This window comes from Mariniflexile fucanivorans (assembly GCF_004341235.1).
Classification (GTDB): domain Bacteria; phylum Bacteroidota; class Bacteroidia; order Flavobacteriales; family Flavobacteriaceae; genus Mariniflexile; species Mariniflexile fucanivorans.
Genome location: NZ_SLUP01000001.1, coordinates 216,136 through 237,704, shown reverse-complemented (window position 1 = coordinate 237,704; position 21,569 = coordinate 216,136). Strand labels below are relative to the sequence as shown.

The following is a 21,569-nucleotide window of genomic DNA, read 5'->3' as shown; positions in this document are numbered from 1 at the left end:
TTAAAATTAATATGCAAGATCAACTTAATATCGCTTTAATACAATCGGATTTGGTTTGGGAAAACCCGAAACAGAATCGAAAAAATTTTTCAGAAAAAATTAAAAGTATTGCAAAAGCAGTTGATGTTATTGTATTGCCAGAAATGTTTTCAACAGGTTTTACTATGAACGTTGAAGCTGTTGCTGAAACTATGGATGGTAAAACAGTAACTTGGATGCAAAAAAAAGCTTTAAAAACAGGGGCTGCCATTGTTGGCAGCCTTATTATTTTAGAGAAGGATAAGTATTATAATAGGTTGCTTTTTGTAGAACCATCGGGTGTTATAACAGTTTACGATAAGCGGCACACGTTTACCTTAGCTGGTGAGGATAAAGTATATGCAGCAGGAAATGAAAAAGTAATAATATCCTATAAAGATTGGAAAATTTGCCCTTTAGTTTGTTATGATTTGCGTTTTCCTGTTTGGGCAAGAAATATAGAAGATTACGATGTATTGCTGTATGTTGCCAATTGGCCAAAATCTAGGATCATAGCTTGGGATGCCTTATTAAAAGCGCGCTCTATTGAAAACATGTGCTATACTATTGGCTTGAATAGAGTAGGGTTAGACGATGCTCAAAATGAATATTCAGGTAACTCGGCAGTTTATGATGTTTTAGGTAATGCCATAACACATATAAAGCCTAATAGAGAACAGGTTGAAATAGTTGTTTTAGAACGCAACCATATCAATTATTACCGTAATAAACTTAAGTTTTTACACGATAAAGACGTGTTTAGTCTGAAGTAAATTCCAAAGTTTCTGGGTAGCCCCAATCGGCACGTACTTCTATTTCTTTAAAATGACTCACTTTTTCTGGCTGAGTTTTGTTCAGATAACTACCAGTATCGTACTTGCCATTACCATTCGCATCATGTATCACTCTAATAAAATAGGTGGCAGGTTGTAAATTCATAAAATCTACAGTTTCTGGTTTTGAAGTATATCTTTCAGCTTTCACCTCACCTTTTTCGGTAGTTAGTTGAATGATTAAGGGGTAGTTTGCATTTACTAATGTAAAACGTGCAAAACCAAAATCGGATGCTTTTCTGGTACTTAAAGAATATTTTAAAGTATCGTTTTTATTATCAAAAAAATCGGTAAAAGCTTCTGGTAATACCATCATATTATATTTGTTTTCTTCAGTTTTTTTAAAGTTGAAGAGGTAGGTGTTATTTATCGAATCAAACTCTGTAGTAAAATCAACTTTGGAAGAGTCTTTGTCAATAAGATTCACTTTAGAAGCATCAAAGCGAGTGAAAGGAATACTCCCGGAAATTTTAAAAGGTTGCTCTATGCCAATAGTCCCCGAAGGATTTCCTGCAATGGTTAACGAGTCTTTCTTCTGCTTTCTGATTTTTACCGTGAAATCTTTATCAAAATTAGGATGAGAGATATTTAAAAGCAATGAATCTGCTTCCAACTTAGGCTTATACCAATAATAAAGGGTGTCTGTTTTTGCGTCTTTGGTAATGCGGGTATTAAAATCTTCAGGAATTTCAGATTTAACATTCACCTTCATATTATGGTAATCCCCTTCATAGCCAATTCCTATTTTTTGAGTTGCTGCTATTTGTGGTCGGTTAGCTTTAAAATCCAGATCTTCTTTAAACAATTTAAGGGTGTAAGTAGTATCAGTCGGTACGGTAATAAAGCTTTTATAAAACGCAATTTCATCCGTTTTTTGCTGAAATTTATTATCGCCGTTACCATCCTTTAAAGCCATAAGCATATATTTTCCAGCTTTAATATTATCAATAGAAAATGTTGTAACACTATCCAGTGTATTGGTAATGTATTTAGGTGTTTTTTTGTATATAATAGAATCTGTAAAAGTGGAATCTACTTCATAAAGTGCCACATTTACAAATGTTTCAGGTTGTGTTTTTAAAGCATCAACAATATTTCCCTTTACACTTAAAGAATCTATATAACTTCCTGTTGAAAATACATATCTGTAATACGGGTAGGGGTTTCCTTCGTTATTATCCGTAATACTATTCCCAAAATTAAACGCATAGGTTGTGTTGGGTTGTAACGTATCAAAAATTTTAATGGTAATGTATTTACTAGCCCCCCCAAGCGGTGTTATTTCGGGTTGGGTAGTCATTGGTGGCGAAATAATAAGTTGTTTACTTATATCTTTAATTTTAATGTATTCATCAAAATAAATTTTAATAACCTTACCGTCAAAATTGGTACTGTAATTTTTTGGAAGTTCATCTACAATTTTAGGTGGCGTAATATCTTTAGGGCCACCTTCGGGCGTTCCTCTATTAGCGCAGTTCACAAAAACAAGGCCTAAAAAAATCAATAAAATAAAACTTGAAAGGGTTTTGTTCATCACCAATTTTAAATTTTGTACAAACCTACATAATTTTAAAGATATAACGGTTAACTCTTTAGGCTATTGCTATGGTAGCAACACTTATTTTTATATTTTTTGCATGGTTCAATACACTTATGCAAGCTTCCAAAGTAGCACCTGTAGTAATCAAATCATCCACCAATAGCACGTGTTTGTTCTCTATAAGTTCATGGTTTTTTATGGCGAATAATTCATCGGTATTGTTCCAACGCGCTAACCTGTTTTTAATGGTTTGCGATTGGGTGTTGGTTACTTTTATAAGCACATCATCTATATAATCGGCTTCCAAAGCCTTGGCAATTTGTTGGCCGAATTTAGTAACCTGATTATAACCACGCTTTTTAAGTTTGTTTTTGTGTAACGGTACAGGTATCACCACGTCAACAGATTTGTAATTCTCTAATTCTTTTAATTCGCCACCAAGCCAATTTCCTAAAGAATATCCAATAGTTTCATACCCTTTGTACTTTAAACCGTGAACAAGTTGTTGCACCAATCCTTTCTTTTCAAACCTAAAAAGGGCGGTGCCATTTATAATTTCAGCACGTCCATAAAGCACTTTTTTAACCGTATCATCATTATCAAAATGAAAATTGGTGACGGGTAAATCATGTCTGCAATTCACACAAATAGTATCCTCATTATCATGCAATAAGTTAAGGCAAGCATAACATACTTTTGGAAATAATAAATCAATTACAGGTTTAAGCATAAGAATAATTTTTATTTGGGCGTTACCTTTATCCTGAAACAAGTTCAGGAACCAGGTCGGGCTTTCAGCTATATCTTTTGTTTTTTTGTCATTCCTATAAAGGCAGGAATCTACAACATAAATATAGCCAGCCAAAGCGTATTTTTTTGTGTAAAAAACAAAAGGATGCCGCCTCAATCCCTAACGCATTTAAAAATAAGCAAATTCGCATTTAATTTTTACTAAAGAACGCATTTAGTTTGGTGCGGTTTTTTATTTTTGCACCATGGCAAATAACGACGATCAATTTAAAAAGGTAATCTCTCACGCAAAGGAGTATGGTTACGTGTTTCAAAGTAGTGAAATCTACGATGGATTAAGTGCAGTTTACGACTACGCACAAAACGGTGCAGAACTAAAGAAAAACATTCGTGACTACTGGTGGAAGGCCATGGTACAAATGAACGATAATATTGTTGGTATCGATTCTGCAATTTTTATGCATCCCACCATTTGGAAAGCATCAGGGCACGTTGATGCATTTAACGACCCGTTAATTGATAATAAAGATTCTAAAAAACGCTACAGAGCCGATGTTTTAATTGAAGATTATTGCGCTAAAATTGAAGCAAAAATTGATAAAGAAGTTGAAAAAGCAGCAAAACGCTTTGGTGATGCTTTTAATAAAAAAGAATTTGTTACAACCAATATGCGTGTTGTAGAGTATCAAGAAAAAATAAATACGACGCTTTCGCGTATGGCAAAATCTTTGGAAAATGAAGATTTAGCGGATGTAAAACTTTTAATTGAAGAGTTAGAAATTGCCGATCCATTAACAGGTTCTAGAAACTGGACCGATGTAAAGCAATTCAATTTAATGTTCGGTACTAAATTAGGTGCGTCTGCCGAAAATGCGATGGATTTATACCTGCGTCCAGAAACAGCGCAAGGTATTTTTGTAAACTTTTTAAATGTTCAAAAAACAAGCCGATTAAAAATTCCTTTCGGAATTGCACAAACCGGTAAAGCCTTTAGAAATGAAATTGTGGCAAGACAATTTATTTTTAGAATGCGTGAGTTCGAACAAATGGAAATGCAATTTTTTATTAAACCAGGCACACAAAAAGAATGGTTTGATACATGGAAAGAAACCAGAATGAAATGGCATTTAAGTTTGGGTATGGGAGCTGATAATTACCGTTTTCACGACCATGAAAAATTAGCGCACTATGCTGATGCCGCTACTGATATTGAATTTAAATTCCCATTCGGATTTAAAGAATTAGAAGGGATTCACTCTAGAACCGATTTCGATTTAAGTCAGCACGAAAAATTCTCTGGTAAAAAATTACAGTATTTTGACCATGAAGAGAATGCAAGCTACACACCATATGTATTGGAAACATCTATTGGTTTAGATCGTATGTTTTTAGCCGTATTTTCAAATTCTTTAGTAGAAGAAGAATTGGAAAACAATACCACACGTACCGTTTTAAAATTACCAGCGGTATTAGCTCCTATAAAAGCAGCAGTGTTACCTTTAATTAAAAGAGATGGTTTGCCAGAAATCGCTAAACAAATTGTGGACGATCTAAAATGGGATTTCAATGTGGATTATGATGAAAAAGATGCGGTGGGACGCCGTTACAGAAGACAAGATGCCAACGGTACACCATTTTGTATCACTGTAGATCATGATACTTTAGAAAACAATACCGTTACCATTCGTCATAGAGATTCTATGGAACAAGAACGAGTTAAAATTGAAGATTTAAGAAACATTATCAAGCAAGCGGTTGATGTACGTACTTGGTTAATGAAAATGTAAAATTCCTGCGAAAGCAGGAATCTCATAAAAACCAAAGAGGCTGTCTGAAAAGTGTAATTCTGTGTCATATTGAGCCTGTCGAAATATTTTAACTTACTGATAATCAATATCGGTTTCGACAAGCTCAACCTGACAAAGTAAATATAATACACTTTTCAGACAGCCTCTTTATTGTTAAATACTAATCTGTCTATCAATTTGCTGATCTAAAGAAATGAGTGATTCCGTTCGTAAAACGCCATTAATGGTTTGGATATCATTATTTAGTAATTGCATTAAATGTGCATTATCGAGGGATAGAAGTTTTATAAAAATGTTATAATTCCCTGTGGTGTAATGGCATTCCAAAACTTCGGGAATACGTTTTAACGCTCTTACTACATCGTCATTATCAATGGCTTTGTCTAAGTAAATACCAACAAATGCCAATGTGGAGTAGCCCAATACTTTTGAGTTTATTATAAATTTAGAACCATCAAGAAGTTTTGATTTTTCCAATTTTTTTAACCGTTGATGAATCGCTGCTCCAGAAATGCCAACATTTCGAGCAATTTCCAAAATAGGTGTTCTAGCGTCTGTAGTTAAAGCGCGAAGTATTTTTTTGTCAATACCATCTATGGTAATGGTTTTTGTTTTTTGTTTCATTTGTATAACTTTACAAAAAGGATAAACCTTATTGGGTTTCCTATGGGGCTAAATTCTTTAGTATGTTTATAGCGTTATCATTATTTGGGTTTAGCTCAATTGATATCTTATAATTTTCAATTGCAGCTTGTTTATTTCCAAGTTTTAAAAGGCATTCTGCGTAACTATCATAAGTATTGAATGCGTTTGGATATAATTTAATATTAAGTTGGAAAATTTTTAATGCATCTTCATCTTTTTCTTCTTGCAATAGTGCGTAACCAAAACTATTTAAACCTTTTTCTGAAATGTCGTATTTTGGATCGTTTTTATATTCACTTTCAACAATTTCAATAATTTCCTCAATTGATTTGCTGCTTATTAATTCAATCAATTTAATTCGATTCATCGCTTTGACTCTTTCTTTTTGTTCTTCTAAAGTGGGAACTCCATATTTTAATCTTTCTGAATCAGAAATTTTTGTTGTATCTATTTCTGCCGATTCCCAAGGTTCTTCTGCTCCTTTTCTTAGGTATTGAGTTCCGTAAATTTGAGGTTTATCTATGCTGAGTAAATGTCTATCAATCGCCGCTGCTAAAAGCCATTTGTTTGCAGTTGAGTCTAAATCTACAGATTTTTTCATTAATTCTACTGCCATGCGATAGTGGGTTGAATCTAACCCGTGTTGGAAAATCATTGCAGCATTTTTATAATCTAATGATGTGCGGACTTTATCTGAATCTAATAATTGAATGGTTCTAATCCTTCTTAAACTATCATTTTTTCCTAATAGATCCCAATCTACATCATCGTAATTTCCGCTTCTGTCTAATTGGTCTTTTTTGTATATTTCAATTAATTCCAGGTTATCGTTAAAAGTTTCTGTTGAATTGAGTGTTTGTTTTTTAGTTTTACAGGAGATGGTAATTGTAAGGATTGAAATAATGGTTATTAGCTTGGATTTTTTCATTTGTATCTTCCTTATAAATTTAGAACATAAATGTAGTAATTTAGTTTCAAATTAAAATACACATAAAGGATTACATGTGAATTTTGTTTTAAATAAATTCAATCATAAATATTTTGCATTGGTAGTAGATTTTCTTGAACCAAAAATCAAAATATTTTCGCAAAACAACATTTGTTAAGTAGTTTTGTAACAGTTAATTTAATAAATACTTCATATGAACAAAACAATATTGATTACAGCTTCTATTTTAGGAATTACGGCCATTATTTTAGGTGCGTTTGGGGCCCATGGTTTAAAACCATTAATTTCGATAGAAGCACAACAAACTTTTGAAACGGGTGTGCGTTACCAAATGTATCATGCTATTTTTCTTTTGTTTGTAGGGAGTACTGTGCATATTAGGCTTAAATTCAAAAAACAAATTTATTATTTCACCTTAATTGGTGTTTTGCTGTTTTCTGGTTCTATTTATGGCTTAGCTACAAATGCCCTAACCACATTCAATTTCAAGATAATTGGTTTTATAACGCCCATTGGAGGTTTGTTTTTGATCTTGTCTTGGTTTTCTTTACTTGTTAATTTCTTAAAAATCAAAGATTAAAATAAGAAAAATTTTAAAAAATTATATTATTTTTGAATAATACATAATTTAAGCTTCCAATATGACAAATGACAACCAGATTACGAATACGATTTCTTTGGAAAAATATGGAATAAAAAACGCAAAAGTTAACTATCAATTATCACCAGAACGACTTCATGATATTACCATTGAAAAGGGGCAAGGTGTTGAGGCATCTTCAGGAGCTTTAGCCGTTAATACAGGTGAATTTACTGGGCGTTCTCCAAAAGACCGATTTATTGTAGAGGATGCTATTACAAAAGATAAAGTATGGTGGGGAAACATCAACATACCATTTAACGCTGCTAAGTTTGATGCTTTATATGATAAAGTGGCCAATTATTTATCGAATAAGGAGATTTTTGTTAGAGATTGTTACGCTTGCGCAGATGCCGATTACAAGTTGAATATTAGGGTTGTGAATGAATACCCGTGGAGCAATCAATTTGCATACAACATGTTTTTACGCCCAACGGCCGATGAACTAAAGAATTTCGAACCGGAATGGACCGTCATTAATGCGCCTGGGTTTAAGGCAAATCCAGAAGTAGATGGTACGCGCCAGCACAACTTTGCTATTCTGAATTTCACTAAAAAAATAGCCCTTATTGGAGGCACAGGTTATACAGGTGAAATTAAAAAAGGCATATTTTCTGCATTGAATTTTATTCTTCCAGTATATAAAAACACCTTGCCCATGCATTGTAGTGCCAATGTAGGGAAAGAGGGCGATACGGCTATTTTCTTTGGTTTGTCTGGTACAGGGAAAACAACGCTTTCAACCGATCCGAGTAGAAGTTTAATAGGTGATGATGAGCATGGTTGGACCGCTGAAAATACGGTTTTTAACTTTGAAGGAGGGTGTTATGCTAAAGTAATTAATCTTTCAAGAGATAATGAACCTGAAATTTATGATGCGATTAAAAAAGGAGCGATTCTCGAGAATGTTGTTTTGGATGAAAAAGGCCATGTAAAATTTGAAGATACTTCTATTACACAAAATACGCGGGTTAGTTATCCAATTAATCATATTGAAAACATACAAATTCCTTCGATAGGAAAAAAACCTAAAAATATTTTCTTTTTAACGGCCGATGCTTTTGGTGTATTGCCACCCATATCTAAGTTAACGCCAAGTCAAGCGGCCTATCATTTCATATCTGGTTATACCGCTAAAGTTGCTGGAACCGAAGCGGGTGTTTTAGAGCCAACTCCTAATTTTTCGGCTTGTTTTGGCGCACCCTTTATGCCATTACATCCTACTAAATATGCCGAAATGTTGAGTAAAAAAATGAAGGATTCTGGGGTTAATGTGTGGTTGGTTAATACAGGTTGGACGGGTGGTCCTTACGGTGTGGGAACACGTATGAAATTAAAATACACACGAGCCATGATTAATGCCGTGTTAAATGGTGATTTAGGACTGTATAATTACGATGATTATCATATACATTCTGTGTTTGGTGTAGCACAACCTAGGGAATGCCCGGGCGTTCCAACCAGTGTTTTAAGTCCGAGATCGACATGGAACGATGATGAAGCCTATTACACTACAGCGTTTAAACTAACCAATGCTTTTCGCGAGAATTTTAAAAAATTTGAAAGTTATGCCAGTGAGGAAATTAGACGTGGCGGACCGCAACGTTACGCATTTTAATAAAAAATAAAAAGGGATGATTTTTAATAATCATCCCTTTTTCGTTAGGTTATAAAAATGTTATTTTTTATTTATTTTTTCAATATATTTCTCCAAAGCCATAGTCATTGAAGGTGTTTCGGGGGTTGGTGCAGCAATATCAACACGCAATCCTCTTTCTTCAGCAGCTTTAATTGTGGTATTGCCAAATACAGCTATACGGGTGTCATTTTGTTTGAAATCTGGAAAATTATGAAACAATGAGTCTATTCCAGAAGGGCTAAAGAATACTAAAATATCGTAAAAAACATCGGCCAAATCAGTCAAATCACTAATAACCGTTTTGTAAAAAGTAGCTTGTTTCCAATCTATGCCTAAGGCATTTAAAGTGTCTGGCACTTCATCTTTAACCTTGTCTGTATTTGGTAATAAAAATTTCTCGTCTTTGTATTTTTTAATTAGAGGCAATAATTCCGAAAAGCTACGTTTTCCAACATAAATTTTACGTTTTCTGTACACTACATATTTTTGAAGATAAAAAGCAACGGCTTCAGATTGACAAAAATATTTCATAGAATCTGGCACTTTAAAACGCATTTCTTCAGCAACTCTAAAATAATGGTCGATCGCATTTCTACTGGTTAAAATAAGAGCAGTATAATTGTTTAAATCAACTTTTTGTTGTCTAATTTCTTTTGCAGAAACGCCTTCAACGTGAATAAAAGGCCTAAAATCTATTTTTACTTTTTGTTTTTCTATTAAATCGAAATAAGGCGAGTTGTCTATTTTAGGTTCTGGTTGAGATACTAAAATGGTTTTCACTTTCATAGGTGCAGGTAGTTAATTCTTCTAATTTGAAATAATCACTTTGTATAAAATGATACAGGGTGCGATTTCAAGTGCGCAAAGATATAAAATAAAATAGAAGAAGTTATATTTTATTAAACTTTGATATGCTTTAAGTGAAGTAAATAACCCTGTTAAGATTATGATGAACAATAAAATAACAGTTACGTAAAAAAAGGTTAATGTAGGTTTAAAACTAAATAACAATAAAGCATTAATGGGTATAAGCAAAACTCCCAAATAGTTTTTGTAACTTATTTTTTGAAATAGATATTGGTCTATCATGGCATCCATTTCAAAAAGGCTGCCAATAAGGCGTTCAATAATGACCTTTATTAAAATAAACATGCAAATGCCAAATGAAATTTTAAACATGGTATCTGGCGAAAGTGTATTTGTTTTAGTGAAAAATTCAAAACAAATAAAACTGAATAGTGATAATGATATGATAAGGTTTGTGAAGAGCAAGGCATCAAATTTATCAAAAAATTTTTGATCTCGCGAATAGATTTTCAGATACTTCGAATTTCCTAAAACAGTGGTAAAATCATTAAATCGTTTGGGAGATACCATTTTTGCTATAGCAACAATGGCAAGCCCTAGCATGAGCAAAATGGTAAAAAAATCGTTTGATATAATATCCCTAAGCATAGTGCAAAATTATTGTAAATATTTTAGAAGAAGGTTTAATTATTAAGGAATATTTAAAATAAATAAACCGTTAATAATGTACATTTGCTAAAAATTAATTCATTTTCGTTAAAATAAAAGAATGACCGATACCATTGTTATCATTCCTACATACAATGAAATAGAAAATATAGAGGCTATAATTAGGGCTGTGTTTTCTCAATCTGAAGCTATACACGTTCTTGTTGTTGATGATAACTCTCCCGATTTAACGGGTTTAAAAGTAAAGGAACTCCAAAAAGAGTTTCCAGATAGGTTATTTTTAGAGGTTAGAAAGTTAAAATCTGGTTTAGGTACTGCTTATATTCATGGGTTTAAATGGTGTTTAAAAAAACAATACCAATATATTTTTGAAATGGATGCAGATTTTTCGCATAATCCAAATGATTTGGTTAAATTACACGAAGCATGCCATGTTCAGGGAGCCGATTTAACCATTGGTTCGCGTTATGTAAAAGGTGTAAACGTGGTTAACTGGCCCATGAGTCGGGTGCTTATGTCGTATTTTGCATCACGCTATGTACGTATTATTACAGGCATGAGAATTCACGATACCACCGCAGGGTTTGTATGTTACAAACGTAAGGTATTAGAAACCATAAATTTAGATAAAATTAAATTTATAGGTTATGCCTTTCAAATTGAAATGAAATTTAAGGCCTATTTAAAGGGGTTTGAAATAAAAGAAGTGCCTGTAATTTTTACAGATAGAACATTAGGAGAATCAAAATTAAGTTCAGGAATCATATCTGAAGCTATTTTTGGAGTTATTTCCATGAAAATAAAGAGTCTATTCAAAAAGTAGATAACACATGAAACCAAAAAAAATACTTATTAAAAACGCTCATATTGTAAATGAAGGCATTGTTTTTAATGGCGACATATTAATTGAAGGCGAGTATATTAAAGAAGTTGGCGACTCCATAAGCGCAAAATCTTCCGATGTACATGTTATAGATGCAGAAGGGAAGTATTTGTTGCCAGGAGCTATTGATGATCAAGTGCATTTTAGAGAGCCCGGTTTAACACAAAAGGCGACTATAGAAACCGAAAGTAAAGCGGCTATTGCAGGAGGTATAACATCGTTTATTGAAATGCCAAATACCAACCCGCAAACTACAACTATTGAAAAATTAGAAGAGAAATTTGAAATAGCTTCAAAAACATCATCGGCAAACTATTCGTTTATGTTTGGTGGTACTAATGATAATTTAGAGGAAATTTTAAAGGTAGATGCCAATAACGTTGCAGGGTTGAAACTGTTTTTAGGATCTTCAACAGGAAATATGTTGGTTGATGATGCTAAAGTGTTGGAGAAAATTTTCAAAAGCACCAAGTTACTTATTTCTGTGCATTGTGAAGATGAAGCGACCATACAAAAGAATTTTCAAGAACATTTGGATAAGTTTGGAGATGATATTCCTATAAAATACCATCCTATTATACGAAGTGAAGAGGCTTGTTATTTATCATCTTCAAAAGCTATTAAATTAGCCGAAAAAACAGGGGCGAGATTACATGTATTTCATCTTTCAACTGGAAAAGAAACCAGCTTATTCAGTAATAAAATTCCTTTAAAGGATAAAAAGATTACCGCCGAAGTTTGTATCCATCATTTATGGTTCTCTGATGCCGATTATGATAAAAAAGGAACACTAATAAAATGGAATCCAGCGGTTAAAACAGAAAAAGACAGAGAGAAATTGTGGGAGGCTTTGTTGGACGACCGAATTGATGTGATTGCAACAGACCATGCACCTCATACTTTAGAAGAGAAAAATAATATTTATACCAAAGCGCCATCGGGTGGTCCGTTGGTGCAACATGCATTGCCGGCTATGTTAGAAATGCACCATAAAGGTAAAATTTCAATAGAAAAAATAGTAGAAAAAATGTGCCATAACCCCGCTATTTTATTTCAAGTTGAAAAACGTGGGTATATAAAAGAAGGCTTTTTTGCCGATTTGGTTTTGGTAGATTTGAATAACCCATGGACTGTAAAAAAAGAAAATATTTTATATAAGTGTGGCTGGTCTCCGTTTGAAGGTACCACATTTAAATCAAGAATTACCCATACCTTTGTAAATGGAAGTTTGGTATATCAAAATTCTAAATTTAATGATGTGAAAGCGGCAAAACGATTAACTTTTAACAGATGATAAAAAGACTTCTGATATATTTGAGTATTGTTTTTCTTGTGATGGCATGTGGTTTTGGAGGTCCTAAAAAACCTAAAAATTTGATTTCCAAAAAAACGATGGTCAACATTTTGATTGATGCCAGAATAATAGGGTCTGCTACACTTATTAATAAACAAAAAATGCTTAAACATGGTGTTAAGTTAGAGGACTATGTTTTTGAAAAGTATGGTATAGATAGTTTGCAATTTGCTACAAGTAATGCTTATTATGCATACCATATAAATGATTACGAAGAAATTTATAATACCGTTACCGATAGTTTAGAAGGGTTGAAAAAAACCTTAAAGGAACTGAAATTAAAAGAAGAAAAAGAAGAGAAAAAAAGATTGCAAGATTCTATCGATGCTATAAAAGTTAAAGATTCATTGGATATAATCAAGAAAAAAGATTCTCTAATTCCTAAGACCTTGAAAAAGCATAATGAAAAAGACGAAGGAACCTTAATTAATCCTGTTTCAGATAATTAGCGCCAATCTCCAAAATAGTTTCTTCAATAGGTTTAAAATTATAATTTAAAGCCACCTTGAGTTTCTCGCTGCTATAATCTGTTTCAGACATTAATGAAGATGTAAGATGTTTTGTTAATTGTCTTCGTTTTCCCGTTAATTGGTGTCTTAACCAATCTAGCTTCCAAGCTATACTTAATAAAAAAGCACCTGCTAATTTCCTTGGAGGTGTTGCATTAACAGACTGGGCTAAAGTTTGCAAAAAACGCTTATAGGTCCAATTTTTGGCAACTAAAACAAAACGTTCGCTTGTAATAGTGCTTTTCATTAAATTGGTCATAATTGTTACCACATCGCTTACGGCAATAAGTGCAACAGTGCCAGCGGTATAATATTTAAAGCCTTCATGAGCTTTTTTAAATAAACTGCCCGAGCCGAAACGCCAAATACCAGCACCTAAAATAACTCCAGGATTTACAATTACGGCGTCTAAACCTTCCTGTGTACCGCGCCAAACTTCCATTTCTGCACCATACTTGGTAATGGCATACACGTTGTTATCGTCTTCAGGATTCCAGATAGTTTCTTCAGTAATGGACTCATTGTTAAGTGTTTTTCCCAATGTAGCGGTAGAACTTACATGGCACAGTTTTTTAATATTATTCGAAATGCAAAGGTTTACAACATTAGCAGTACCTTCAATATTCGTTTTTCTTAAAAGTTGGTATTTATCGGGTTCAAAAGAAACCAGAGCGGCACAGTGATATACATAAGTTACATTAATAAACGCTTCCGATAATGCAGGAATATCTAAAATATCGGCTTGTACCCATTCGATAGCTTCAAAAAGCGGAATAAAATCACTCGTGTATGTGGCAAAAACATTTTTAACTTGTTCTAGTTTGCCTTCGCTTCTGTAAATAGCACGTACTTTTTCGTTGTTACTTACAAGATTGTAAAGTAAATGCGAACCGACTAAACCTGTGCTTCCTGTTACTAATATCATGCGACTAAAATAATAAAAAAAAATTTTGAGACTCGGTTTTAGTGTCAGTTTTCAAGCTATGAGACATGTGTTTTACGTCTTCTGTCATTTTTTCAACTTTAAACCATAGAATTGTGCATTGATTTTTATCTTTGCCGTAGTTTTGTGAAAATTGAAAAAAATGATAAAGAATTTTGTAGAAGAATTAACATGGAGAGGTATGATACAAGATAGCATGCCTGGAACCGAAGAACACTTAATGGAGGCCATGCGTAAGGCGTACGTGGGTATTGATCCAACGGCCGATTCGTTACATATAGGGCATTTAGTTGGTGTTATGGGACTTAAACATTTTCAATTGGCAGGACACAAACCAGTGGCGCTTGTAGGAGGTGCTACAGGAATGATTGGTGATCCATCAGGAAAATCATCTGAGCGTAATTTACTTGATGAAAAGACATTAAGGCATAACCAAGATGCAATTAAGGAGCAATTGTCTCGTTTTTTAGATTTTGATAGTGATGCTGAAAATGCAGCCATTATTGTGAATAATTACGATTGGATGAAGAACTTTTCCTTCTTGGAATTTATTCGTGATGTAGGTAAGCACATTACCGTAAATTATATGATGGCTAAAGATTCTGTAAAAAAACGTTTATCATCAGAATCTGAAGTAGGAATGAGTTTTACCGAGTTCACCTATCAACTGGTGCAAGGTTACGATTTTTTGCATTTGTATAGAGACAAACAATGCACCTTGCAAATGGGAGGAAGCGACCAGTGGGGGAACATCACTACAGGAACCGAATTAATCCGTCGTGTTGATGCAGGAAAAGGATATGCTTTAACATGGCCATTAATTACAAAGGCAGATGGTACTAAATTTGGAAAAACAGAAGGTGGTAATATTTGGCTGGATACAGAAAGAACATCGCCTTATAAATTTTACCAATATTGGTTAAACACAAGTGATGTAGATGCTGAAAAATATATTAAAATTTTCACTTTTTTAACCCGTGAAGAAATAGAAAGTTTAATTAAAGAACATAATGAAGCAGCACATTTGCGTGTTTTACAAAAGCGTTTAGCTGAAGAAATAACTACGATGGTACATTCTAAAGAAGAATTAGAAAATGCCATAAAAGCAAGTGAGATTCTTTTTGGAAATTCTACAGGTGATGATTTAAAGAAACTTAAAGAACAAACGTTTTTAGATGTTTTTGATGGCGTGCCTTTAACTGAAATTGCCCGTGCAGATATAGAATCTGGACTGGATATTATCGCTGCTTTAGCAGAAAAAGGAGGTTTTTTAAAATCGAATGGCGAAGCGAGACGTGCTTTAAAGGAGAATTCTATTTCAGTAAATAAAGAAAAAGTGAAAGAGGATTACGCTATCACTTCAACCGATTTAATCAATAATAAATTTGTGTTGTTGCAACGTGGTAAAAAGAACTATTTTATTTTAAGAATCGTTTAATAAATAATAAAGCCTGAGCTTACGCTCAGGCTTTAAACTAACCAACCAACTAAAAAAATTAATTATTCTTTTTCATAGTTATAACTTTGGTCGTAGTTTAGTTTTAAAACTTACACCATATAGAGTTATTTTTTTATAATAAGTTGAAAGCTGTTTTGTAGTTTACAGTACCATTAAATTGCAACCACGAATATCCGAACTATCAAAGCGTCCAATAATTTCAAAAGTGCCATTTTCGTAAACTTTACCTAAATCTTGAGTCGCAATAAAGGAACACGAATTAATATTTGCCAAGTCAATTATATTAATACCACCCGCTTTTTCTTTTGGTAGAATACTTAAAGCATCTTCGGTATCTCGGGTTAAAATGCGTATCCAATTTGGCGTGTTAAAAATACCATGGCCTTTGGAGTAGGCTTGACTTAATAATTCGGTCATGCCATACTCACTATGAATGGTGTCAACACCAAAACCTTGTTTTAATTGTTGGTGAAGTTCTTCACGAATTAACTCTTTTCTACGTCCTTTCATGCCACCGGTTTCCATGATGATGGTATGTTTTAAGTTGAATTGGTAAGTTTCAATAAAGTCTAGCAATGCAAATGAAACACCAATAAGTAATACTTTTTTTCCTTGGGAATCTAAGTTAAGTAGAGTGTCTTTTAATTCCGAAAGGTTATTTAAATAGAAGCCGCTTTCAATGTGTTTTGATTGTTTTATAAAATCCTCAACCATATAAATTAATGAAGATCCTTCACGCTCCAAATAAGAAGGTAATAGTGCTAAAACTACATAATCTTCAACGTTACCATAAAATTGACGGAACCCTTTATTGAAGCTGTCTTTGTAAACTTCTAAATTGGTAACCATATGTTTACTGGTCATGCTTCCCGTAGTTCCAGAACTGGTGAAAGTGGTTTGAATGGATTCTTTAGAACTCAAAACATTATGCGTTTTGAAAAATTGAATGGGAAGAAATGGAATGTCTTGTATTGTTTTTATATCACTGGGGTGTTTGTATAACAAATCGCAAAACGATCGGTAAACACGGTTGTTCTCAAACTGAAATTTAAAAGTTTTTAAAGCCAATTCATTAAATTGGTCTTCGGTTTGTATGTTGAAAATAGCATGTGTGTTTACCATATTGCAAAAGTAGATAAAATAAAAAAGCGCTACCAAACGGTAACGCTTTAAAATTTATAATGGGGTGTAATTATTTTATTACTAATTTTCTGGTTTCGCTTATATTGTTCTCTGTAATTTTTAAAACATAAACGCCTTTGCTTAAGTTTGAAATGTTTAACTCTTTTCCTGTTAAAACAGAACTGAAAATTCGCTTTCCTAAAACATCATAAAATTCAATTTTCTTAGTTAAATTTAGTTTAGATGTAATGTAAATGAAGGTTTTTCCGTTGCTAACAGGGTTTGGATAAATAGATAAGTCTTCTATATTTTGTTGAATAGAAGAAGTGTTAGCGTTATTTTGACTAAACCCAGAAAAGGCTGTAAAAAATGCTAAAACAAAAAATAAAATTAAAAAGTAGTGTTTCTTCATAAGTTCTATTAAACGTTGTAAAGATACTATTTATCTACAAAATTGATGCCAAAAAACTGTTAAAGATATACGTGTTTAAACGAAAGTTTAACTTACTGTAACTTGTTTGTTACCTTAATGTTATTAATTCTATTATATCAATTAATTTCAATAAATTCTTGTTATAAGTTTTATCTTTACTTCATAAACGAGATCTATTGTTTAAAAAATGAAAAAAAAGGACATAAAAATACTACTAGTTGATGATGAACCAGACATTTTAGAAATTGTTGGTTATAATTTATCTGCCGAAGGCTATCAAGTAATTACTGCCGAAAATGGTAGTGAAGGCGTTAAAAAAGCTAAAAAAGAACAGCCCAATTTAATTATACTGGATGTAATGATGCCAGAAATGGACGGTATTGAAGCTTGTGAATTAATTAGAAAAAACCCAGATTTACAAAACACATTGATTGTTTTTCTAACGGCTAGGGGTGAAGATTATTCACAAGTTGCCGGGTTTGATGCTGGAGCCGATGATTACATTACTAAACCAATTAAACCTAAAGTATTGGTAAGTAAAGTAAAAGCATTATTACGTCGCTTTAAAGATGAAGAGGTTGTCGATTCCTTTAAAATTGGAAGTTTAGAAATTAACCGAGACGAATACAAAATAACTTCAAAAGGAAAAGAAATTATTTTACCAAGAAAAGAGTTTGAATTATTATCTTTATTGGCATCAAAGCCAGGGAAAGTCTTTAAGCGCGATGAAATACTAGACAGTGTTTGGGGTAACGAAGTTGTAGTTGGTGGTAGAACCATTGACGTGCACATTCGTAAACTACGTGAAAAAATTGGAGATGACAGTTTTAAAACCATTAAAGGCGTTGGTTATAAGTTTGTAGATTAATGCAATCAAAATTTAAAAAATCATATAAGTTTGCGGTAAAAACATCGCTCTATATAACTATGTATGTAACGCTCTTAATGAGTGTTTTTTTATACATTTTTTATTCTTTTAATGTTTTGTACATCTTATTGTTCGGACTGTCTACCTATATTTTCTCCTTTGTTGTTACTCAATATAGGGTAGAGCGGTTTATTTATAAACGTGTTAAAAAAATATATGACGATTTAACACTTTTAGAATCTACAAGTATAACAAACGGAACCATTACTACCGACATGAAAACCTTAACGGAAGAAATAGATAAGTTTGCACGTGATAAAAAAATAGAAATAGAATCACTTAAGGTTAGGGAGCAATACAGAAAAGAGTTTTTGGGCAACGTATCGCACGAGTTGAAAACGCCCTTATTTACCGTACAAGGTTATATTTTAACATTGCTTGATGGCGCTATGGAAGATAAAAACCTTAGGGAAAAATATCTGGAACGTGCAAGCAAAGGCGTAGAACGACTAGGTTATATTGTTAAAGATTTAGACATGATAACCAAATTGGAAGTTGGAGATTTAAGTTTAAATGCCGAAGTTTTTAATATCGTAGAACTGGCTGAAAATGTGTTTGATATGCTTGAAATGAAAGCAGCCAAAAAAAGAATCACACTCACTTTTGATACGGACTATTCTAAACCCATATTAGTAAAAGCCGATAAAGAACGTATACAGCAAGTTTTAGCAAACCTGATAGTAAATTCCATAAAGTATGGTAGGGAAAAAGGTACTACCGAAATAAGCATTGAAAACCTTATAAAAAATAAAGTTATTGTTAGGGTTACCGATAATGGTGAAGGCATTGCAAAAAAAGATTTATCCCGTATTTTTGAACGTTTTTATCGTGTAGATAAAAGTGGTTCTCGAAAAGAAGGTGGCTCTGGTTTAGGGCTTTCTATTGTGAAGCATATTATAGAAGCACACGATGAAAAAATATATGTAGAAAGCGAATTTGGCGTAGGAAGCGAGTTTTCTTTTACTTTAGAAAAGGTTAAATAATACATCAAAATTGGTTTTGTGTACAACCGATTTCAAACCAGTAAAATTATTCAATTCCTTTAGTTTTTCCAGAGAAAAAGCTTGTTGGCTACAACTCGGTGCTAAGTTTAATTCCATAAGTCGCGTTGCTAAATATTCTTGTTCAAATTGTCCAGGTGTTGGTATAAAAAATGCTTTTTTGCTAAGTTTTGCTAAATCCATAACAGTAGTGTATCCAGATCGAGATATAATGGTGGCACTTTCGTTAATAGTTTTTTCTAATAAACTAGAGGTCATAAAATTATAAAGAGTCATATTTCCAATAATTTGAATAGTTTGCTCTTTTTCTATAATACCTTTTACAAAAACTACTTTGCCCGAATAGTTTTTTAATTCACTTAAAAGTTTCTTTTCAAGTAAACTACGCTGAGGTTCTGGACCCGATAACAAAACCATTAAATCGTTAGTAATATTCGTATGTCGCTTTTCAAACCTGCTTAAAGGCCCAATGTAGGTTGTTGGTATCTCAAAAGTGTCTGGATGCCCTAATTTTCCGCTTAAATTAATATTATCTTCAACATCAGGAACCCAACAAACGTTAAATTTTTTCATGAATTTTTCATGAACTTTAGTGCTAAACCAAGTAGTGATGCCGCTTAAAACTTTCAATTGATGCGTGATAAACACTGAAGGCACTTTTTTGCTGAAAACACCTAGTCTGTTATCAGAAATAATTCCCGAAATCGTATTGTTTTCTATTAGGTTTTTGGTTGCTTTTTTTTCAGCTTTTATTGCTTTTAACAATTTGGGCGAATCGGTAAGTAATTTTAATTTTAGGAATTTACCATTTTTGGTATAAGTAATATTGTAAGAAGGTAATTCAACCGAGGAAAGTGTAGGAAACTCCTTTTGTAAAAGGATAAGTGCCTCACCATCGCTAGCAATAATAGGTTCAAAACCATGCGCAATCAATGCGTTTATAATAGGAATACATCTTGCAGCATGCCCCAAACCCCAATTTAATGGTGCTACTAATATGCGTTTTTTCAAAAGTTTATTTTTTTTGGCCTGCCCCGATTTTAATTCGGGGGCAGGCTTTATTCATTATTTTATAATATTGATTTCATGAATGTAAATATTCCGCAAGTCGCTTCCCGATTGAAAAAATCGGGAGAGTTCCAACATTTACTCAATCCCTCACGTAATTTTTTGCCAAATTCAAAGATAGGCATACAAATGCTTAGGTATATTTCCTTAATTTTACCAAATCTTTCAAGGGCCTTATTAAACGTTAATTTAAGGTTGTAAAAACAATATTTTCTATATAAATAGAATTGAAAACTAATAAAAAATAAAATAACAAATAAATAGTGGGAAGTAAAAATAAACTAAGAAGATTTAAAGAAAACGAAACCTTCGAAAATGTGTATCAGCCTACAAGAGATGCGTTGGTTAATAAAAATTTTATTTTAAAAGGAAATTGGAACCAATCTGTATTTAAAAATAACAATCCGTTGGTACTGGAATTGGGTTGCGGTAAAGGTGAATATTCGGTAGCGTTAGCAAAAAAATATCCCAATAAAAATTTTATAGGTATTGATATAAAAGGAGCCCGGTTTTGGCGAGGTGCTAAAACGGCGGTTGAAGAACATATTTCAAATGTTGCTTTTTTACGCACTCAAATTGAACTTATAGACCATGCTTTTGGTAAAAATGAAGTAGACGAGATCTGGATTACTTTCCCCGATCCGCAAATAAAGTATAAGCGAACCAAACACCGTATGACGAATGCCGAGTTTTTAGCACGCTATAAAACCGTTTTAAAAAATGATGGCGTAGTAAACTTAAAAACCGATAGCGAATTTATGCATGGCTACACACTTGGTTTGTTGCATGGCGCAGGACACGAGGTTTTATATGCCAACCATAATGTATATAAACAAGACGGTAGCCCAGAGGAAGTTACCAGCATCCAGACTTTCTATGAATCACAATATTTAGAACAAAACAAACCAATTACGTATATTCGGTTTAAAATTAAATAAGTTTGGACATAACCGTTATCTTTTTTTTAGGCTTAATTGTTGCTTTAATAGGCGTTATTCCTCCAGGGTTGTTGAATATGACGGCGGCTAAAATTAGCTTAAAAGAAGGTGATACTAGGGGTGTTGTGTTTTCAATTGGTGTGTGCGTTGTTGTTATAGCACAAACATATATTGCCGCTATTTTTGCGAGGAAATTAAGTAATCATTTAGAAATAGTTGATGTGCTTCAGCGGGTCGCCTTTGTTATTTTTGTTCTTATAACCATTTACTTTTTATTTGTAGCTAAAAAAAAACCAAAAGAAGTTTCAGAAACTGCTAGGTGGAGCAAAAAGGGTAGGTTTTTTCAAGGGGTGTTTTTATCGGCTATCAATATATTTCCTATTCCATATCAAGCGTATATGACTATTACTTTGGCGTCGTTCAATTGGTTGGATTTTAGTCAAATTAGCATCATATCTTACGTTGCAGGAGCTGCCATGGGTACGTTTGTGATGCTTTATGTGTACATGTTTTTTTTCGACCGAATAAAGGATAGGTCTTTTACATCCCAAAAAAGTATGAACTATCTTATAGGAGCAATAACGGGTATTATTTCAATTATTACTTTAATCAATATTATAAAGGAAATGTAGT

The 21,569-nt window shown here is 33.0% G+C and carries 22 protein-coding genes; 12 read left to right on the top strand and 10 right to left on the bottom strand.

Annotation, left to right across the window (positions count from 1 at the left end; translation table 11 throughout):
- The first annotated feature begins 11 nt into the window (after positions 1 to 11).
- Positions 12 to 791 (top strand): amidohydrolase, encoded by a 780-nt coding sequence (locus tag EV196_RS01090; protein ID WP_132214023.1) that lies wholly within the window; start codon positions 12 to 14, stop codon positions 789 to 791.
- Here EV196_RS01090 and EV196_RS01085 read toward each other — a convergent pair.
- Both EV196_RS01085 and EV196_RS01080 read right to left on the bottom strand, forming a co-directional pair.
- Positions 778 to 2,385 (bottom strand): Ig-like domain-containing protein, encoded by a 1,608-nt coding sequence (locus EV196_RS01085; protein WP_132214021.1) that lies wholly within the window; start codon positions 2,383 to 2,385, stop codon positions 778 to 780. The two genes, EV196_RS01090 and EV196_RS01085, sit on opposite strands and share 14 nt — an antisense overlap.
- Positions 2,386 to 2,443: 58 nt before the next feature.
- Positions 2,444 to 3,121 carry a ComF family protein gene (locus tag EV196_RS01080; RefSeq protein ID WP_132214019.1) on the bottom strand — a complete coding sequence of 226 codons (678 nt, stop codon included), beginning with the start codon at positions 3,119 to 3,121 and terminating at the stop codon, positions 2,444 to 2,446.
- A gap of 265 nt (positions 3,122 to 3,386) precedes the next feature.
- Between EV196_RS01080 and EV196_RS01075 the strand changes: the two genes are divergently transcribed.
- Positions 3,387 to 4,928 carry a glycine--tRNA ligase gene (locus tag EV196_RS01075; RefSeq protein WP_132214017.1) on the top strand — a complete coding sequence of 514 codons (1,542 nt, stop codon included), beginning with the start codon at positions 3,387 to 3,389 and terminating at the stop codon, positions 4,926 to 4,928.
- Between the two features lie 174 nt (positions 4,929 to 5,102).
- On the opposite strand, the gene EV196_RS01070 is transcribed toward EV196_RS01075, so the two are convergent.
- Complete coding sequence (locus EV196_RS01070) at positions 5,103 to 5,573, bottom strand: Lrp/AsnC ligand binding domain-containing protein (RefSeq protein ID WP_132214015.1); 471 nt, start codon at positions 5,571 to 5,573, stop codon at positions 5,103 to 5,105.
- Between the two features lie 40 nt (positions 5,574 to 5,613).
- The gene (locus tag EV196_RS01065; protein ID WP_132214013.1) at positions 5,614 to 6,522 is read right to left on the bottom strand and encodes a tetratricopeptide repeat protein; all 909 of its coding nucleotides are present in this window, start codon (positions 6,520 to 6,522) and stop codon (positions 5,614 to 5,616) included.
- 214 nt (positions 6,523 to 6,736) lie between these two features.
- Here EV196_RS01065 and EV196_RS01060 point away from each other — a divergent pair, with 214 nt between their 5' ends.
- Both EV196_RS01060 and pckA read left to right on the top strand, forming a co-directional pair.
- Entirely contained in the window at positions 6,737 to 7,123 is a 387-nt protein-coding gene (locus EV196_RS01060) for a DUF423 domain-containing protein (RefSeq protein WP_132214011.1), read from the top strand.
- A 61-nt stretch (positions 7,124 to 7,184) separates the two neighbouring features.
- On the top strand, positions 7,185 to 8,801 hold the full coding sequence (gene pckA / locus EV196_RS01055) for a phosphoenolpyruvate carboxykinase (ATP) (RefSeq protein ID WP_132214008.1): 1,617 nt from the start codon (positions 7,185 to 7,187) through the stop codon (positions 8,799 to 8,801).
- Positions 8,802 to 8,861: 60 nt separating this feature from the next.
- Here the strand turns inward: pckA and EV196_RS01050 are convergent, their stop codons facing one another.
- Positions 8,862 to 9,608, bottom strand: a complete 747-nt coding sequence (locus EV196_RS01050; RefSeq protein ID WP_132214006.1) for a uroporphyrinogen-III synthase — start codon at positions 9,606 to 9,608, stop codon at positions 8,862 to 8,864.
- A 21-nt stretch (positions 9,609 to 9,629) separates the two neighbouring features.
- Positions 9,630 to 10,277, bottom strand: coding sequence for a DUF4271 domain-containing protein (locus tag EV196_RS01045; RefSeq protein WP_132214004.1), 648 nt, complete (start codon positions 10,275 to 10,277; stop codon positions 9,630 to 9,632).
- A 121-nt stretch (positions 10,278 to 10,398) separates the two neighbouring features.
- Between EV196_RS01045 and EV196_RS01040 the strand changes: the two genes are divergently transcribed.
- Genes EV196_RS01040 through EV196_RS01030 form a run of 3 tightly spaced genes read left to right on the top strand, consistent with a single transcriptional unit; the run spans position 10,399 to position 12,984 of the window.
- Positions 10,399 to 11,121 (top strand): polyprenol monophosphomannose synthase, encoded by a 723-nt coding sequence (locus EV196_RS01040; protein WP_132214002.1) that lies wholly within the window; start codon positions 10,399 to 10,401, stop codon positions 11,119 to 11,121.
- A 7-nt stretch (positions 11,122 to 11,128) separates the two neighbouring features.
- Positions 11,129 to 12,475, top strand: a complete 1,347-nt coding sequence (locus EV196_RS01035) for a dihydroorotase (protein ID WP_132214000.1) — start codon at positions 11,129 to 11,131, stop codon at positions 12,473 to 12,475.
- A complete protein-coding gene (locus EV196_RS01030) occupies positions 12,472 to 12,984 on the top strand; it encodes a DUF4296 domain-containing protein (RefSeq protein WP_132213998.1) in 513 nt (170 codons plus the stop codon). The genes EV196_RS01035 and EV196_RS01030 overlap by 4 nt, the downstream gene beginning before the upstream one ends.
- Here the strand turns inward: EV196_RS01030 and EV196_RS01025 are convergent.
- Positions 12,962 to 13,969, bottom strand: a complete 1,008-nt coding sequence (locus EV196_RS01025; protein WP_132213996.1) for an NAD-dependent epimerase/dehydratase family protein — start codon at positions 13,967 to 13,969, stop codon at positions 12,962 to 12,964. The genes EV196_RS01030 and EV196_RS01025 overlap by 23 nt on opposite strands.
- A gap of 160 nt (positions 13,970 to 14,129) precedes the next feature.
- Between EV196_RS01025 and tyrS the strand changes: the two genes are divergently transcribed.
- Complete coding sequence (gene tyrS, locus EV196_RS01020; protein WP_132213994.1) at positions 14,130 to 15,425, top strand: tyrosine--tRNA ligase; 1,296 nt, start codon at positions 14,130 to 14,132, stop codon at positions 15,423 to 15,425.
- Positions 15,426 to 15,587: 162 nt separating this feature from the next.
- On the opposite strand, the gene EV196_RS01015 is transcribed toward tyrS, so the two are convergent.
- Together EV196_RS01015 and EV196_RS01010 are read right to left on the bottom strand one after the other, a co-directional pair.
- Positions 15,588 to 16,568, bottom strand: a complete 981-nt coding sequence (locus tag EV196_RS01015; protein ID WP_132213992.1) for a LuxE/PaaK family acyltransferase — start codon at positions 16,566 to 16,568, stop codon at positions 15,588 to 15,590.
- Between the two features lie 70 nt (positions 16,569 to 16,638).
- Entirely contained in the window at positions 16,639 to 16,980 is a 342-nt protein-coding gene (locus tag EV196_RS01010) for a T9SS type A sorting domain-containing protein (protein WP_132213990.1), read from the bottom strand.
- A gap of 208 nt (positions 16,981 to 17,188) precedes the next feature.
- Here EV196_RS01010 and EV196_RS01005 point away from each other — a divergent pair, with 208 nt between their 5' ends.
- On the top strand, positions 17,189 to 17,869 hold the full coding sequence (locus EV196_RS01005) for a response regulator transcription factor (RefSeq protein ID WP_132213988.1): 681 nt from the start codon (positions 17,189 to 17,191) through the stop codon (positions 17,867 to 17,869).
- Positions 17,869 to 18,912, top strand: coding sequence for a sensor histidine kinase (locus EV196_RS01000; RefSeq protein ID WP_132213986.1), 1,044 nt, complete (start codon positions 17,869 to 17,871; stop codon positions 18,910 to 18,912). Before EV196_RS01005 ends, EV196_RS01000 begins: the two co-directional genes overlap by 1 nt.
- On the opposite strand, the gene EV196_RS00995 is transcribed toward EV196_RS01000, so the two are convergent.
- On the bottom strand, positions 18,895 to 19,941 hold the full coding sequence (locus EV196_RS00995) for a glycosyltransferase (protein WP_132213984.1): 1,047 nt from the start codon (positions 19,939 to 19,941) through the stop codon (positions 18,895 to 18,897). The genes EV196_RS01000 and EV196_RS00995 overlap by 18 nt on opposite strands.
- 320 nt (positions 19,942 to 20,261) lie before the next feature.
- Here EV196_RS00995 and trmB point away from each other — a divergent pair, with 320 nt between their 5' ends.
- Together trmB and EV196_RS00985 are read left to right on the top strand one after the other, a co-directional pair.
- A complete protein-coding gene (gene trmB, locus EV196_RS00990) occupies positions 20,262 to 20,936 on the top strand; it encodes a tRNA (guanosine(46)-N7)-methyltransferase TrmB (protein WP_132213982.1) in 675 nt (224 codons plus the stop codon).
- A gap of 2 nt (positions 20,937 to 20,938) precedes the next feature.
- Positions 20,939 to 21,568 carry a LysE family transporter gene (locus EV196_RS00985; RefSeq protein WP_132213980.1) on the top strand — a complete coding sequence of 210 codons (630 nt, stop codon included), beginning with the start codon at positions 20,939 to 20,941 and terminating at the stop codon, positions 21,566 to 21,568.
- Position 21,569 lies beyond the last annotated feature (1 nt).

Excerpts from the sequence above, each read along its gene's own strand:
- EV196_RS01065 (WP_132214013.1), bottom strand. The coding sequence starts at position 6,522 with ATGAAAAAATCCAAGCTAATAACCATTATTTCAATCCTTACAATTACC.
- EV196_RS01040 (WP_132214002.1), top strand. The coding sequence starts at position 10,399 with ATGACCGATACCATTGTTATCATTCCTACATACAATGAAATAGAAAAT.
- EV196_RS01075 (WP_132214017.1), top strand. The coding sequence starts at position 3,387 with ATGGCAAATAACGACGATCAATTTAAAAAGGTAATCTCTCACGCAAAG.
- EV196_RS01060 (WP_132214011.1), top strand. The coding sequence starts at position 6,737 with ATGAACAAAACAATATTGATTACAGCTTCTATTTTAGGAATTACGGCC.
- EV196_RS01030 (WP_132213998.1), top strand. The coding sequence starts at position 12,472 with ATGATAAAAAGACTTCTGATATATTTGAGTATTGTTTTTCTTGTGATG.
- EV196_RS01050 (WP_132214006.1), bottom strand. The coding sequence starts at position 9,608 with ATGAAAGTGAAAACCATTTTAGTATCTCAACCAGAACCTAAAATAGAC.
- pckA (WP_132214008.1), top strand. The coding sequence starts at position 7,185 with ATGACAAATGACAACCAGATTACGAATACGATTTCTTTGGAAAAATAT.
- tyrS (WP_132213994.1), top strand. The coding sequence starts at position 14,130 with ATGATAAAGAATTTTGTAGAAGAATTAACATGGAGAGGTATGATACAA.
- EV196_RS01080 (WP_132214019.1), bottom strand. The coding sequence starts at position 3,121 with ATGCTTAAACCTGTAATTGATTTATTATTTCCAAAAGTATGTTATGCT.
- EV196_RS01005 (WP_132213988.1), top strand. The coding sequence starts at position 17,189 with ATGAAAAAAAAGGACATAAAAATACTACTAGTTGATGATGAACCAGAC.
- EV196_RS01010 (WP_132213990.1), bottom strand. The coding sequence starts at position 16,980 with ATGAAGAAACACTACTTTTTAATTTTATTTTTTGTTTTAGCATTTTTT.
- EV196_RS01070 (WP_132214015.1), bottom strand. The coding sequence starts at position 5,573 with ATGAAACAAAAAACAAAAACCATTACCATAGATGGTATTGACAAAAAA.
- EV196_RS01000 (WP_132213986.1), top strand. The coding sequence starts at position 17,869 with ATGCAATCAAAATTTAAAAAATCATATAAGTTTGCGGTAAAAACATCG.
- EV196_RS01025 (WP_132213996.1), bottom strand. The coding sequence starts at position 13,969 with ATGATATTAGTAACAGGAAGCACAGGTTTAGTCGGTTCGCATTTACTT.
- EV196_RS01085 (WP_132214021.1), bottom strand. The coding sequence starts at position 2,385 with ATGAACAAAACCCTTTCAAGTTTTATTTTATTGATTTTTTTAGGCCTT.
- EV196_RS01015 (WP_132213992.1), bottom strand. The coding sequence starts at position 16,568 with ATGGTAAACACACATGCTATTTTCAACATACAAACCGAAGACCAATTT.
- EV196_RS01045 (WP_132214004.1), bottom strand. The coding sequence starts at position 10,277 with ATGCTTAGGGATATTATATCAAACGATTTTTTTACCATTTTGCTCATG.
- EV196_RS01090 (WP_132214023.1), top strand. The coding sequence starts at position 12 with ATGCAAGATCAACTTAATATCGCTTTAATACAATCGGATTTGGTTTGG.
- EV196_RS01035 (WP_132214000.1), top strand. The coding sequence starts at position 11,129 with ATGAAACCAAAAAAAATACTTATTAAAAACGCTCATATTGTAAATGAA.